Source organism: Campylobacter sp. BCW_6460 (assembly GCF_001762705.1).
Lineage (GTDB): Bacteria > Campylobacterota > Campylobacteria > Campylobacterales > Campylobacteraceae > Campylobacter_D > Campylobacter_D jejuni.
Genome location: NZ_MJXI01000002.1, coordinates 218,044 through 230,837 on the forward strand (window position 1 = coordinate 218,044; position 12,794 = coordinate 230,837).

A 12,794-nucleotide genomic window follows, 5' to 3' on the forward strand; every position below is an offset into this window, starting at 1 on the left:
ATTTTAAAATATTAGGCTTTTAATGAAAATAGCAATTGTTCGTTTGTCAGCACTTGGCGATATTATCCAAAGTGCCGTGGTTTTGCAATTTATCAAAAATTTTAAAAAAGATATAGAAATTCATTGGTTTGTAGATGAAAAATTTGAAGGCATACTTAAAAACCATCCTTTAATAGACAAACTCTATGCTCTACCCTTAAAAGACAAAAAAATTTTAAAAAGCCTAAAAATTCTTCTTAAAGCAAGAAAAAACAACTATAATGCAGTAATAGATCTACAAGGGCTTATAAAATCTGCTATTGTAAGTCGAATTTTAAGTAGAAATAATTTTGGTTTTGATAAAAATAGCCTTAAAGAAAGTTTTGCTCATAATTTCTATAACCAAAAACTTGAGTTAGATTACAATGAAAATGTATTTGTAAGATACTTAAGTCTTACCTCCTTTATGTTAAATACTGATTTTAATGTCAAAAATTTAGCCTTTAAACAAGATATTTTTAGCGTAGATGAAAATTTAAAACAACTCTTAAATAATAAACTCAAACTCGATAAAAACGAAAAAAACATACTCATACATGTAGGTTCAAGCGTAGAAAATAAAATCTATCCTAAAACCAAACTTGCTATACTTTGCAAACTTTTAATCAATGAATTTCAACAAGCAAAAATTTGGCTCGCTTGGGGAAATGTAAAAGAATATGAATTTGCTAAAGAGGTTTTAAATCTTAGTGGTATTGATGAAACACATATAGAATTAGCGCCAAAATTCAGTCTTGAAGAGCTAATGGCTTTTACAAAAATGATGAATTTAACCATAGGAAATGATAGCGGTCCAACACATTTAGCTTTTGCTTTAAACAAAGCATCTATTACGATTTTTGGAGCAACACCAAGCTACCGCAATGCTTTTCAAACTCATATCAATAAAATCATTGACGCAGGTAAAAAAATCCAAAATGCCAAGCATATCGATAAAAGTGATTTTTGTATCACGCGCATAGAAGAAGAAGATATCTTCAAACTTGCCAAAGGCTTACTTAATGAAAAATAGCGATAGAATATATCTTAGTCTTTATTATATTTTGAAATTTTTTGTTACTTTTATGCCTGAGTGCATCTTGCATTTTTTAGCTTTGATTGTAGCAAGAATCACTTTTTATCTTAATAAAAAACATCGCAAGATCATCGATACAAATTTGCAAATCTGCTTCCCTCAATACACTCAAAAAGAACGCTATAAACTATCTTTGAAAATTTATGAAAATTTTGCTCAATTTGGAATTGATTGTTTGCAAAATCAAAACACCACCAAAGAAAAAATTCTCAATAAGGTAAATTTTATCAATGAAAATTTACTTATAGACGCTCTAGCTTTAAAGCGTCCTATTATCTTCACAACTGCACACTATGGAAACTGGGAAATTTTAAGCCTTGCTTATGCAGCTAAATATGGTGCGATTTCCATAGTAGGAAAAAAGTTAAAAAGCGAAGTTATGTATGAAATTTTAAGCCAAAGTCGTACTCAATTTGACATAGAGCTTATCGACAAAAAAGGCGGTATAAGACAAATGCTAAGTGCCCTAAAAAAGGGGCGAACTTTAGGAATTTTAACCGATCAAGACTGCGCAGAAAAAGAAAGTGTAAGATTAAAATTTTTTAACAAAGAAGTGAATTATCAAATGGGAGCAAGCCTTATCGCACAAAGAAGCAATGCTTTGATCATCCCTGTTTATGCCTATAAAGAAGATGGTAAATTTTGCATAGAGTTTTTTAAAGCAAAAGATTCTCAAAATGCAAGCTTAGAAGAACTGACACTTTATCAAGCACAAAGTTGCGAAGAAATGATTAAAAAAAGACCTTGGGAATACTTTTTTTTCCATAGACGCTTTGCAAGTTATAATAAGGAAATTTACAAGGATGCAAAATGAATCTAAAGCAAATAAGCGTTATTATCATCGTAAAAAATGCAGAGCAAACCTTGCTTGAGTGTTTAAATTCTTTAAAAGATTTTGATGAAATTATTTTACTTAACAATGAAAGTAGCGATAATACCCTAAAAATAGCTAATGAATTTAAAAAAAATTTTGCTAATTTGCACATTTATTACAGTGCTTTTATAGGCTTTGGAGCTTTAAAAAACCTTGCTTTAAGTTATGCAAAAAATGATTGGATTTTAAGCATTGATGCTGATGAAGTGCTTGAAAATGAGTGCATTAAAGAGCTTAAAAATTTAGAACTTCAAGAAGATAATATCATCGCACTTAGTCGTAAAAATCTCTATAAAGGCGAATGGATAAAGGCATGTGGTTGGTGGCCTGATTATGTTTTAAGGATTTTTAATAAAAATTTTACTCATTTTAATGATAATTTAGTGCATGAAAGCCTTGTTTTACCAAGTAATGTTAAAAAAATTCATCTTAAAAATGGATTAAGGCATTATGCTTTTAGAGATATTTCTCACTTAATCAATAAAATGCAGTACTACTCAAACCTTTGGGCAAAACAAAATATACACAAAAAAAGTGGTGTTTTAAAAGCAAATTTAAGAGCTTTTTGGACTTTTTTTAGAAATTATTTTTTAAAAAATGGCTTTTTGTATGGTTATGAAGGCTTTACGATCAGCGTTTGCAATGCCTTAGGGACTTTTTTTAAATATATGAAATTATATGAACTTCAAAAGCAAAAGCCAAAAACTTGTGCTTTAATAATAACAACCTATAATCAAAAAGAACGCCTTAAATTAGTGCTTGATAGTGTTAAAAATCTAACCTTTTTACCCAATGAAGTTTTAATCGCAGATGATGGTAGCAAAGAAGATACAGCAAGGCTTATTGAAGAATATCAAAAAGATTTTCCTTGCTCTTTAAAACACATTTGGCAAGAAGATGAAGGATTTAGACTTAGTAAAAGTCGCAACAAAACTATAAAAAACGCTGATAGTGAATATATAATAGTTATTGATGGTGATATGATTTTGGAAAAAGATTTCATAAAAGAACATTTAGAATTTGCACAAAGAAGACTTTTTTTACAAGCCTCAAGAGTAATTTTAAATGAAAAAGAAAGCGAAGAAATTTTAAACAAAGATGATTATCGCATAGCTTTTAATAAAAAAGATTTTAAAAGTTCTAAAAATTCTTTTTTAGCTAAAATACTTTACAATCTTTCAAAAAAAGATGAAAAAATCTTTAAAAAAAACACTCTTATTAAAGGTATTAGAGGTTGCAATATGAGTTTTTTTAAGACTGATTTTGACGAACTTGATGGTTTTAATGAAAATTTTATTGGTTGGGGTAGAGAAGATAGTGAATTTGTGGCTAGATTTTTATTTAATAAAGGCATTTTTAGACGCTTAAAATTTAAAGCTATTGCTTATCATATTTATCACAAAGAAAATAGCAAAAAAATGCTCGAAAACAATCATCAAATTTATTTAGATACCATCAAAAATAAAAAGATTTCTTGGAAAAATTAAGTTTTAAAAATAGCATTTTACATTTATAAATTTTTTTTAATAATTTATATTTAAAATAATTTATTTCTTTATTTTTAAATAAAAATTTTAAAATATCAATTTGTAAATAGATCAAGGCATATGACTTTAAATTTTCTTTAAGAATTTTATTTTCTTTTATATATTTTAAAATATAAAAATAATCATCTAAACAATCCTGAATTTTCTCTTTATTTTTTCGTCGCTTAGTAATCGAAAAAGAATTATCTACATAATTATACAAATACAAATCAACTTGCAAATATTCATCATCATTTAAATTATTTATCAAGAAAAAAAACGCAAGCATATCTTCAGCTACAAGGAGTTTTTTATCTATTGCAAAAAGCTCTTTTAGTGAATCCAAATAAAAATCCTTTTTTACAAACAGAGTACAGATATTCCAATAAATTCCTTTAAATTCTTCTAAATTTTTAAGTGTATCCTTAAATACTGATTTTAATTTAACGCCATTACTAATCTGGGTAAAAGAAAATTGACATATTTTATAAGTATGTATTAAGAGTATTAATTTTTCGCAAGCATCAAGCTCTAAATAATCATCAGGATCTAAAAATATCAAATACTCACCATTTGAATGATTAACACCGTTATTTCTTGCTGCAAAACTACCTAAGTTTTTTTCATTGTGAATTATTTTTATTCTTTCATCTTTTTTAGCATATTCTTTAGCTATATTTATACTTTTATCACTCCCACAATCATCCACTATAATTATTTCTATATCTTTAAAACTTTGATTAACACAGCTTTCTATTGCTCTTGCTATATACTTTTCTACATTAAAAGTTGGCATAATTATTGAAATTTTAGGCATTTTTTTTCCTCAAAATTTGTTTTGGGTGGCGAAAATATAATCTTGACATAAATTTAAATCTAAAAAGTTTTAAATTGATACCCAATAAAGTAAATAAATCCTTTATATTGAGATAATTTAAGGGATAGTATTGCTCAAGATAATAATGAATATAGTGTAAAAATATTTTATTTTGGAGTTTTTTATCTAAAATGCTACTTTCTTTACAAAAAAGCAAAATATTAACCCCAATTACACACATACAATAAGCCTTAAAATAAGCTCTAAGCTTAGAATAATCATCAAAATAATGTCTTAAAGGCTCTAAATAAAAAGGTATGTTTTGTGGTATTATCTTTTCTTTTTCACTTTTTATTATAGAATTAACTCGAATTCTATAAATTAATAATTCTTCTTTAACACAAGTTATTTTTTTAGCACTTAAAAATAATATAGTTCCAAAATCATGATCTTCGTGATAAATCCCATAAGTAAAACGAAGCTTATAAATATTTAACAACTTTGCTCTAAAAGCTCCTTGCCAAGCAAAATAAAACTCACAAATATTATTTTTTTTAAAAAAATCAATCCCACTGATATTTTTAGTGTATTTACAATTTAAATAAATATCGCACTCTGCTTTTTGTCTAAAAACTTGCTCTTCTTCAAGAAATTCTTTAATATTATGTGTGCAAATATCTATATCATTTTTACTCATCTCATTTACGCATTTTTCAATGCAATCAAGCTCTAAATAATCATCAGAATCTAAAAAATGAATAATATTATCAGGTAAATCTTGAATGATAAAATCATTAATGTTTTTTAATTTCGTTTGGATTATATTTTTACTAAGTTTTGTGAAGTTTTTATTTGTATCTTCTTTTATAAGCTCTTTTGTGCTATTTTTAAAAGTATTTGATTTTTCATAACTAATAATATTTTCTTCATTTTCAAAAAAATCTCTTAATTTAGTGCCTTTTATAAACTCTAAACCAGCATTTCTAGCTGAACTTAAGCCACCATTTTCTTTTACTACAATAAAAATTCTTTCATCTTTTTTGGCATATTCTTTAGCTATATTTAAGCTATTATCAGTACTACCATCATCTACTAAAATAATATCTAGATCTTTATAAGTTTGATTTATAATACTTTTTAAACATTCATCTAAATATTTTTCTACATTATAAATTGGAACAATAATACTTATCAAGGGATTATTCATTATAGATAGCCTTGCATTTTTTCTTCATTTTCTTTAAAACATATATATTATTTTTTATATATTTAAAATTATTTTTTTTAAATAAATTAAAAAACATTTTTCCAATTTCAATAACATAATATTCCTTGCAATCGTTAGGAATATTAATTTTATTTAATTTATTAAAACATTTTTTTAATAGCAAGATACGAAATATACTAATTATAGTTTTAAAAAAATTAAATGTATTACTTGTATTATATATTAATAATATACCTATTTTATAATAAATATTATTTTGTATATCATTACTATATAAATAATAATATGTTTTAAATTTATCTAAATTAAAATTCTCAAATTCATTGTTTAAATCATTTTTTTTATCTTGTATAAAATTAATATAAAAATACGATGCTTTGCTTAAATCATTCATATAATTATATATCAAAGCATACATTCTAAATAAATAATGAAATGAATAAATATTAAAATCTATAGGATGTATAATTAAATCATTTTTCCATGCTTTAATACATTCTATAAAAAAATTATCTTTATAGCATTCTTTTGCCAAATTATCTGCTTTATAATATTTTTTTTCTAAAACTAACAATTTTATTAAAAATAATTTTAATAAAACATTGTTATTATCATAAAATATTGCCTTGTTTAAAATATCAATCAAATATTTATTATCTTTATTCAACTCATAAGATAGCTTAAATAAACAAAATAAAGAATAAGCTAATTGCAAATTATCAGATTTAATTTTATTTAAATTTTTCTCAATAATATGACATATGTCTTCATAAGAAAAATATTTAAGCCATAAATTTGGTTCTTTTTTATTTTTTATCATGCTAGCTAATCTTGCAAAACCAGAATAAGAATAAATTTCCATACATTGAGACATGAATATAATTTCAAATATAGCTAATTCTGTTTGATTACTTATATATTCTGGTATGAAATTTTTACATGATTTAATATTTATATTTTCATTTTTAAAATAATCTATAATATTATTTATATCTTTTTCATCTTCTCCAAATAATAATATATTTTTATCTTTGTTTTTGTTTACTAATTCTAACAATATTTCATTTGGCATTGATTTATCTAAGTATTGATAATGAAAAAATCTATACTCACTATAAATCATATCACCCCTTCTAAGATGAATCGCTATAGTCCTATTTGTAAAATTACTATTAAAAATATATTTAGAATTATTTATTATCTTATTTATATTATCTGAAAATTGTATTTTTTTAAACAATTTATCACATTCGTTATAAAATATTTTATTATTAATAAAATGATAGTGATTAACATAAAAACCACAATAATAATCAAATGGTTGTCTTATTAATTCTGAAAACTTATTTATTTGATCTAAAGAAGACATATTACAATTGTATAAAACATCAGGCTGAGATGTAAAAGAATATCTATCAATAAAATTGGATGAAAACATATATTCTTCACTTTCTATATTCAAAAAATCGTCATTTAATTTATCCCAATAAAAACCAAACCCAGATTTTGTATATTTCGCTAAATATATAGCATTCATCATTGTTATTATTCTATCGCCAAATCCACCATTTAAAGCTGCTAAAAAATATCTTGTATGCTTTTGTATGTATATTTTAATAGTAAATTTTGATTTGGTGGTAATTTTTAATAATTTAACAACAAGTCTTTGATTCAAATACAAAATAATATGTTTTTTATTTCTATAACAAATATGCTCTTCCTCTAATTCTGATAATTTTTTATTTGTCAGATAATCCATATAATAAAATCGAAAATCATTAAGATTATTAGTCCTTATAGATAAGATTATATGATTTATAGCAGGAAGTTTTATATTATAAGAAATGCCATCGAAGGTCAACATGTCATTTTTTCTTTTAAAAGCTAATTTAAAATTGCATCTTTTATAAATCATAAATCACTCCACAATAATGATAATTATTTTGTTTTTTTAAAGTAAATTATATAAAAAAATGATAAAATCAAAATTATACTATTTTTCATTTGCTTGGATTAAGAATATGGAACTAAAAAAAATATTTATTAATTTAATACCAATAAAATATATAAAAAAACAACAAAGATATAAATTAAACAATAAGTCCGCCTTGCACAAAATTGATTCTAAATTACCTACAAACATTTTAAAGGAATTAAAAATATATGAGAACAAATATTTTTATAAAATAAATAAAACCATCGAAAGAAATAAGCATAAAGGATATTTTGATTTTGATCCTAGATCAAAAGATAAAAACTCTCCCTTAAACCCTTGGGCTTTTATAAGAGTAAAAAATGAAGCCATTACTTTAAGAGCTTCTCTTGAAAGTATATTACCTGCCATACAAAGAGGTGTTATAGGTTACAATGATTGCGATGATGGAAGTGAAGAAATAATCTTAGAATTTTGCAAGCAATACCCTTCTTTCATAGCTAAAAAATATCCTCATGAAGTTCAGATAGAAAATCCCCAAAGTGAAGCAAATAAGCTTTATACTTATTATAATTGGGTAGCTTCTTTTATACCTCAGAATGAATGGCTTATAAAGATTGATGTTGATCATATTTATGATGCTAAAAAACTTTATAAAAGTTTTTATATACCTAAAAAAGAAAATGATGTAGTTAGCATAGCAAGATTAAATATAGCCATTTATGAAAATGAAGTTTATATAGTGCCTAACTATTACATAGATGTAATTGATCACTGGCTTATAAAAAACACGCAACTAAAATGGGATGAAATTCTTATTTTAGGAGATAGTTTTAATTGGAAAGAAATTTCACAAAAAGAAAAACACAAATACACAAATCTATCTTCTTATGAAGTATTAAAACTTCATAAACATACAATATATCATACAGAATTAACCAACTATCACTTTCCTTTTGTAAAAAAACATAGAAATTTGCAAAAAAAAGATGATTGGATAAAATTAGAAGATTTTATAAACCAATCCCCAACACTCATTGATTTGCAAATAGATTTAGAAATGCTAGATAAACAAAAAATACTTTCCATATATAATGGCTTTAATTTTTAAAAATCTTTTTTGGATGTCTTAGATAAAATTTGATATTTTTAACTATTTTTTTTACAAAATTAATTTCATGATAATATATATCCTTCGGTGTAATTTGATAAGAAATTTCTAAAATTAACTCAGAAATTTGATATTTTTCTAACAAAAGTGCATAAATTCCTTCTTTATAAAAGTGATTTTTATTCATTTCATTAACCCTCCACATTTCAGAAAACAAATGCAAACAAGGTCTATTTTCATCAAAAGTTTTTTTCTTATCTATAAAATCTCTAGCATTTTTCCATGGAATTTGACAAGTATCCTTATAATCTAAGGCATATCTTTCTAAATCATATTCTTTAACCCATTTAGCCAAAAACCAAGGTCCTATGACTCCCCAAGAAATAGTTTTTTTATTATTTATAATCTTTTTTGCTTCTTCTATAAGTAATCTTCCAAATTCACTTTGTTTTGGAAATTTAAGTAATGAAGTTGTAATTCTAGCTTTGTTAGGATCATCATCAATTTCCTTGGAAAAAATATATTCTTTTTCATAATAATCATAAGGGCTTAAACACACCATATCTAAATCTACCCATACCCCCCCCCTGAGATAAAGTAGATTAAATCTAAAAAAATCCGAAAAAGCAGCTACTCCAGCTCCTTTATCATCGCTAAAATACTCACTAAAAGGCACAATCTCATTTGCATCTTTAAGTATAAAATTATTAAACAACTCTTGGAATTTTAAAAAGATTTTATCCTCTAAATTATAAGTATACAGATGGAATTTATATCCATTATCAAGCCAAGATTTAATCGTAAGAATTTCCATCAAACCTATGCCCTTATAGCCTTTAGGGGTATACCAAAAACTTGAAATTTCAGTCATTACTACTAGCCTTCTAGTGTTAAAAAATACGAAAATTTAATTATATAAAATTTAATCTTAAATTCTATTTTTTAAATCCAACTCTTCTTTCTTTAAAACCTCAAGTAATTTTTGATGAAAGGTGTCATTTTCAAAGTCTAAAGAAAGCTTTTTTATTAGCTCATTGCTTTTCTTTTTATCTTGATAATTTTGATTTAAAATTTCTTTATTTTTGTTTTCATATCTTCCATTTGGATTAAATTCATAATGATAAATGCAAGTTTTAAAAACAGATATTTTCTCACAAAACATAAAATAAACATAACAAAAAAGCACATCTTCACCGTAACTCAAACGCTCATCGATTTTAACTTTTTCAAAAATTTTTAAGATCATATCTTTTCTAAAACACTTCGCCCAAACCGACCAGCAAAAATGCCTTTGTTTACTTAAAAAATCTAAAAATTCCTTTTGATTAAAAACTTCATCTTGTTTAAAACGATAAAATTGTTTGGTTTTTACCCTATGTACAAAGGCATCAAAACAAAGCAAATCAAAACCTTTTTTCATCTCTTTAAACGCTGTTTCACAAGCATCGAGTGTTAAAAAATCATCACTATCTAAAAACATTATAAAATCAGAACTAGAATGCAAAACTCCCAAATTTCTACTTGCAAAAGTGCCTAAATTTTCTTCATTTTGAAAGATTTTTATCCTTGGATCTTTTTTAGCAAATTCTAAAACCATATTTAAACTATTATCTTTACTTTTATCATCAATAATCAAAATTTCAATATCTTTTAAAGTCTGATTTATACAACTTTGTAAAGCCCTTGAAATAAAATCGCAAGAATTAAAAAGCGGGATTATGATAGAAAGTTGTGACATATTTTTCCTAAATTTTGTTAAAATAATAAAAACAATTCTATCAAAGTTTAGGAAATTTATGAAAATTTTTTTACACCTTCCCACTTGGCTAGGCGATGCGGTGATGGCTTCACCTGCTTTATACGTTATAAAAGAGCATTTTAAAAATGCCCAATTTATCCTTTATGGCTCTTTGGTTTCCACAGCACTTTTTAAAGAATTTCCTAATTCTAAAATCATCATAGAAAATAAACAATCCCGCTATAAACAAGCCCTATCTTTACGCAAAGAACTTGGTAAAATCGATTTTAGTTTTGCTTTTAGATCTGCGTTTTCTTCTAAGATTATCTTGCATATTCTTAAAACAAAACAAAGATATTTTTTTGACAAAAACAAGCACAAAGAAGAACATCAAGTTTTAAAATACCTTTATTTTATAGAAAATTCACTTGGCATAAAAGCTCATTTTAAAGACTTAAAGCTTCCCTTTAAGCTAAAATTTCAAAACCCTCTTATCTTAAAAAATGGTAAAAAAATTCTAGGACTCAACCCTGGTGCAAGCTTTGGAAGTGCAAAAAGATGGGATGCAAGTTATTTCGCTAAAGTAGCTTTAAATTTCAGCCAAAGTCATGAAATTTTAATCTTTGGTGCAGGAAAAGCCGAACAAGAACTTTGTAATGAAATTTATCAAATTTTAAAAGAACAAAACATAAAAGTAAAAAATCTTTGCAATAAAACCACCATCAAAACCCTTTGTCAAAATATCGCTTTTTGCGATCTTTTTATCACAAATGATAGTGGTCCTATGCACCTAAGTGCGGTTTATAAGGTAAAAACCGTAGCTATTTTTGGCCCCACAAAATTTACACAAACTTCACCTTGGCAAAATGAAAACGCAAAATTAGTGCATTTAGATCTAGCTTGTATGCCTTGTATGCAAAAAACCTGTCCTTTAAAACACCACAAATGCATGAAAGATTTAAAGCCTGAAGTGATTTTAAAAGCAATTCAAAATTTAATTAATATCTAATTTTTTCTTAATGTAAAAAGCACAAGATAGTTTTAAAATATTTCTATAAAGTCTAAAAATTTCTCTAATAATTTTTCTGTAAAATTTATTTCTTATAAACCAACGTCCATTTTGAGAAATTATACTTTCTATTCTGCAATCATGTTTTAATAATAAAGGTTTTTTAACTATATTTAACACATTATGTTTATAAAACATATCCATATAATCATCTACAGCATAGATCCAATTTTTAGCATATTTAAGAAATTTCTTTGCAGCACTTACTTGCAGTACATAACCTTGAGTTCCAGCAAGTTTTTCAAAACTTAAATAATATCCACCCTCACTCAAAAAATACAATCTTTTATCAAATAAATAACAAAGTCTTATATATTCATATTTGCTCTTTAATAGCTCATCTATATATTCTGCCCCATGATTTAAAAATTCATCACTAAATTCCACATCATCTTCTAGGATGATTATAGGCTCATCAAGCTTCACACATTCTTGCCAAAGTTTATAATGACTAGCAAAACAAGCTTTTTCTCCATCAGAAAGCTCTCTACCTAATACCCAAGAAGCCCACCAAGGAAAATGATCTTTAAATTCCAAATGTTCTTTATTTTTAGCATCGATAGCTTTAAAGAAAATAAATTCTAATTTATTTTTTAAACTAGGATTTTTTTCAAAAAGCTTTTGAATTTGTTTTTGCATATGCTCTTTTCTATCCAAAGAACGCTCTAAATTGATGATAAAAACTTTCATTAAAAACTCTCATCTATGATCTGACAAAGTGTGTGTATGATCAAAATATGCATTTCTTGAATTCTAGCCGTATCATCGCTTGGTATAACAAGATTATGATCGCAAAGCTTATTCATCGTTCCACCACCTTTTCCGCTAAGCCCTAAACAAAGCATATTAAGTTCTTTTGCTTTTTTAAAAGCTTCTAAAACATTAGGGCTTTTTCCGCTCGTTGAAATACCGATTAAAATATCATTTTCATTTCCTAAAGCTTCCACTTGTCTTGAAAAAACAAACTCAAAACCATAGTCATTTCCTATAGCACTAAGTGCTGAAGTATCGGTTGTAAGTGCTATGCCTGCTAAAGCTTTGCGTTCTTTTTTATAACGCCCACTAAGTTCAGCTGCAAAATGCTGGGCATCAGCTGCACTCCCACCATTTCCGCAAATCAAAATCTTGCCACCTTTTTTAAGACACTCGCACAAAAGCTCTCCTACTTTAGCGATTTGTCCTTTTAAAATTTCACTTTCTTGAGCGATTTTTTGATGTTCTTGCCATTCTTTTTCCACTAAATTTATCATTTTTTATCCTTAATCTTTTCTATGATCTTGCTCGTACTAAATCCTTCTTCAAAGTCGATTAATTCAACTCTTGAAACGATATCCGCACCCACAACAAGCTTATCTTTATAATCAGCTCCTTTAACCAAAATATC

At 25.7% G+C, this 12,794-nt stretch carries 12 protein-coding genes; 5 read left to right on the top strand and 7 right to left on the bottom strand.

The annotated features are described in order from the left end of the window. Positions 1 to 22 precede the first annotated feature (22 nt). The 3 genes from waaC to AJ881_RS01815 are packed head-to-tail and all read left to right on the top strand — an operon-like array spanning position 23 to position 3,475. Positions 23 to 1,051 (top strand): lipopolysaccharide heptosyltransferase I, encoded by a 1,029-nt coding sequence (gene waaC / locus AJ881_RS01805; RefSeq protein ID WP_070282294.1) that lies wholly within the window; start codon positions 23 to 25, stop codon positions 1,049 to 1,051. Next, on the top strand, positions 1,041 to 1,928 hold the full coding sequence (htrB, locus tag AJ881_RS01810) for a lipid A biosynthesis lauroyl acyltransferase HtrB (protein WP_070282292.1): 888 nt from the start codon (positions 1,041 to 1,043) through the stop codon (positions 1,926 to 1,928). The genes waaC and htrB overlap by 11 nt, the downstream gene beginning before the upstream one ends. Then, complete coding sequence (locus tag AJ881_RS01815) at positions 1,925 to 3,475, top strand: glycosyltransferase family 2 protein (RefSeq protein WP_070282288.1); 1,551 nt, start codon at positions 1,925 to 1,927, stop codon at positions 3,473 to 3,475. The genes htrB and AJ881_RS01815 overlap by 4 nt, the downstream gene beginning before the upstream one ends. On the opposite strand, the gene AJ881_RS01820 is transcribed toward AJ881_RS01815, so the two are convergent. The 3 genes from AJ881_RS01820 to AJ881_RS01830 are packed head-to-tail and all read right to left on the bottom strand — an operon-like array spanning position 3,444 to position 7,474. Continuing rightward, positions 3,444 to 4,331: a glycosyltransferase family 2 protein gene (locus tag AJ881_RS01820; protein WP_070282286.1), complete on the bottom strand. Its 888-nt coding sequence runs from the start codon at positions 4,329 to 4,331 to the stop codon at positions 3,444 to 3,446. The genes AJ881_RS01815 and AJ881_RS01820 overlap by 32 nt on opposite strands. Continuing rightward, the gene (locus tag AJ881_RS01825; protein WP_070282284.1) at positions 4,324 to 5,538 is read right to left on the bottom strand and encodes a glycosyltransferase family 2 protein; all 1,215 of its coding nucleotides are present in this window, start codon (positions 5,536 to 5,538) and stop codon (positions 4,324 to 4,326) included. Before AJ881_RS01825 ends, AJ881_RS01820 begins: the two co-directional genes overlap by 8 nt. Next, positions 5,531 to 7,474, bottom strand: a complete 1,944-nt coding sequence (locus tag AJ881_RS01830; RefSeq protein ID WP_070282282.1) for a hypothetical protein — start codon at positions 7,472 to 7,474, stop codon at positions 5,531 to 5,533. The genes AJ881_RS01825 and AJ881_RS01830 overlap by 8 nt, the downstream gene beginning before the upstream one ends. 106 nt (positions 7,475 to 7,580) lie before the next feature. On the opposite strand from AJ881_RS01830, the gene AJ881_RS01835 reads away from it, so the two are divergent. Next, positions 7,581 to 8,603 (top strand): hypothetical protein, encoded by a 1,023-nt coding sequence (locus AJ881_RS01835; protein WP_070282280.1) that lies wholly within the window; start codon positions 7,581 to 7,583, stop codon positions 8,601 to 8,603. Here AJ881_RS01835 and AJ881_RS01840 read toward each other — a convergent pair. Both AJ881_RS01840 and AJ881_RS01845 read right to left on the bottom strand, forming a co-directional pair. Continuing rightward, positions 8,593 to 9,474 carry a glycosyltransferase gene (locus AJ881_RS01840; RefSeq protein ID WP_070285333.1) on the bottom strand — a complete coding sequence of 294 codons (882 nt, stop codon included), beginning with the start codon at positions 9,472 to 9,474 and terminating at the stop codon, positions 8,593 to 8,595. The two genes, AJ881_RS01835 and AJ881_RS01840, sit on opposite strands and share 11 nt — an antisense overlap. Positions 9,475 to 9,531: 57 nt before the next feature. Continuing rightward, positions 9,532 to 10,341 (bottom strand): glycosyltransferase family 2 protein, encoded by an 810-nt coding sequence (locus tag AJ881_RS01845; RefSeq protein WP_070282278.1) that lies wholly within the window; start codon positions 10,339 to 10,341, stop codon positions 9,532 to 9,534. A gap of 58 nt (positions 10,342 to 10,399) precedes the next feature. On the opposite strand from AJ881_RS01845, the gene waaF reads away from it, so the two are divergent. Next, the gene (gene waaF / locus AJ881_RS01850) at positions 10,400 to 11,350 is read left to right on the top strand and encodes a lipopolysaccharide heptosyltransferase II (RefSeq protein ID WP_070282277.1); all 951 of its coding nucleotides are present in this window, start codon (positions 10,400 to 10,402) and stop codon (positions 11,348 to 11,350) included. Here waaF and AJ881_RS01855 read toward each other — a convergent pair. Further along, complete coding sequence (locus tag AJ881_RS01855) at positions 11,336 to 12,100, bottom strand: glycosyltransferase family 25 protein (protein ID WP_070282275.1); 765 nt, start codon at positions 12,098 to 12,100, stop codon at positions 11,336 to 11,338. The two genes, waaF and AJ881_RS01855, sit on opposite strands and share 15 nt — an antisense overlap. After that, positions 12,100 to 12,660 carry a D-sedoheptulose 7-phosphate isomerase gene (gmhA, locus tag AJ881_RS01860; protein ID WP_070282273.1) on the bottom strand — a complete coding sequence of 187 codons (561 nt, stop codon included), beginning with the start codon at positions 12,658 to 12,660 and terminating at the stop codon, positions 12,100 to 12,102. Before gmhA ends, AJ881_RS01855 begins: the two co-directional genes overlap by 1 nt. Between the last annotated feature and the right edge of the window lie 134 nt (positions 12,661 to 12,794).

Bases quoted from the DNA above. Each gene is read 5' to 3' on its own strand.
- htrB (WP_070282292.1), top strand. From the start codon at position 1,041: ATGAAAAATAGCGATAGAATATATCTTAGTCTTTATTATATTTTGAAA.
- AJ881_RS01845 (WP_070282278.1), bottom strand. From the start codon at position 10,341: ATGTCACAACTTTCTATCATAATCCCGCTTTTTAATTCTTGCGATTTT.
- waaC (WP_070282294.1), top strand. From the start codon at position 23: ATGAAAATAGCAATTGTTCGTTTGTCAGCACTTGGCGATATTATCCAA.
- AJ881_RS01855 (WP_070282275.1), bottom strand. From the start codon at position 12,100: ATGAAAGTTTTTATCATCAATTTAGAGCGTTCTTTGGATAGAAAAGAG.
- AJ881_RS01830 (WP_070282282.1), bottom strand. From the start codon at position 7,474: ATGATTTATAAAAGATGCAATTTTAAATTAGCTTTTAAAAGAAAAAAT.
- AJ881_RS01835 (WP_070282280.1), top strand. From the start codon at position 7,581: ATGGAACTAAAAAAAATATTTATTAATTTAATACCAATAAAATATATA.
- AJ881_RS01820 (WP_070282286.1), bottom strand. From the start codon at position 4,331: ATGCCTAAAATTTCAATAATTATGCCAACTTTTAATGTAGAAAAGTAT.
- AJ881_RS01825 (WP_070282284.1), bottom strand. From the start codon at position 5,538: ATGAATAATCCCTTGATAAGTATTATTGTTCCAATTTATAATGTAGAA.
- AJ881_RS01840 (WP_070285333.1), bottom strand. From the start codon at position 9,474: ATGACTGAAATTTCAAGTTTTTGGTATACCCCTAAAGGCTATAAGGGC.
- waaF (WP_070282277.1), top strand. From the start codon at position 10,400: ATGAAAATTTTTTTACACCTTCCCACTTGGCTAGGCGATGCGGTGATG.
- gmhA (WP_070282273.1), bottom strand. From the start codon at position 12,660: ATGATAAATTTAGTGGAAAAAGAATGGCAAGAACATCAAAAAATCGCT.
- AJ881_RS01815 (WP_070282288.1), top strand. From the start codon at position 1,925: ATGAATCTAAAGCAAATAAGCGTTATTATCATCGTAAAAAATGCAGAG.